Source organism: Phaeobacter sp. 11ANDIMAR09, assembly GCF_001294455.1.
Taxonomy (GTDB): domain Bacteria; phylum Pseudomonadota; class Alphaproteobacteria; order Rhodobacterales; family Rhodobacteraceae; genus Pseudophaeobacter.
Genome location: NZ_LIKT01000093.1, coordinates 1 through 790, shown reverse-complemented (window position 1 = coordinate 790; position 790 = coordinate 1). Strand labels below are relative to the sequence as shown.

Sequence of the window (790 nt, the reverse complement as noted above, 5' to 3'; positions counted from 1 at the left end):
ACTCCCGCAACCAGTGTTACAGAACGGCCCGAAGCAAAACGCTGCAAAGCCGTTCCTTTTTGCCCCAGACGCAGCAAACCAGCCAGTTCTCCAACAAGCTCGATCTCCAATGCATCGTTGTTAGGGGTGAGCCGGATCTCGGAGAGCATACTGCGGATAATCGTCGTGGCTTCTGCTTTGGTCTCAGGGTCATTCAGGACTTCTGTGAGATCAGCTACCTTCTTCTTGTACATCTGGGATAGCGCTGGATGCAGAAGTACAGGTTGCTCTGGCTCAGCATTTGCCAGCCCCACCTCCAGCCTAGCCTTTTGTTCCTCCAGGCTATCCAGCTTGGCCTTCATACTGGGGTGAAGCATACCCTCAGCAATGGCTTCAATGATCTTGTCGATCTGTTTATTCACCTTTGCCAGGTCACGTTCTGATACGGCCTTATTCTTGGTCGTCTCAGCGGTCAGACGATTGTACTCTGCATGATAGGCGCTGACGAATTCCGCAATGAGGTCAGGGTCCAATAACTGGTCCTTAAGACCGGACAGAACACGGCTTTCTAGATCTACTCGCTTAATGGTCAAACGATTATCACAGATACCTTTGTTCCGGCTGTTTGCGCAGCCGTAGTGGGCCTTGCCGACAATCGTATAGCCTCCACCACAACACGCACACTTCAGCAGTCCTGAAAACAGATGCTTAGCGCGATGGGCGCGTTCTGGGCGATTGATACCATCCCTGATCACATCGCTACGGGTTGCTTCTTGCTTTGCCTTTACACTGGCTGACCTGCCCCCCGAAA

General features: G+C 52.3%; 1 protein-coding gene. It reads right to left on the bottom strand.

Features of this window, described 5'->3' with window-relative positions; genetic code table 11:
* Positions 1 to 790: zinc ribbon domain-containing protein (locus tag AN476_RS22280; RefSeq protein WP_172684884.1), on the bottom strand; the 790-nt coding region annotated here is incomplete at both ends.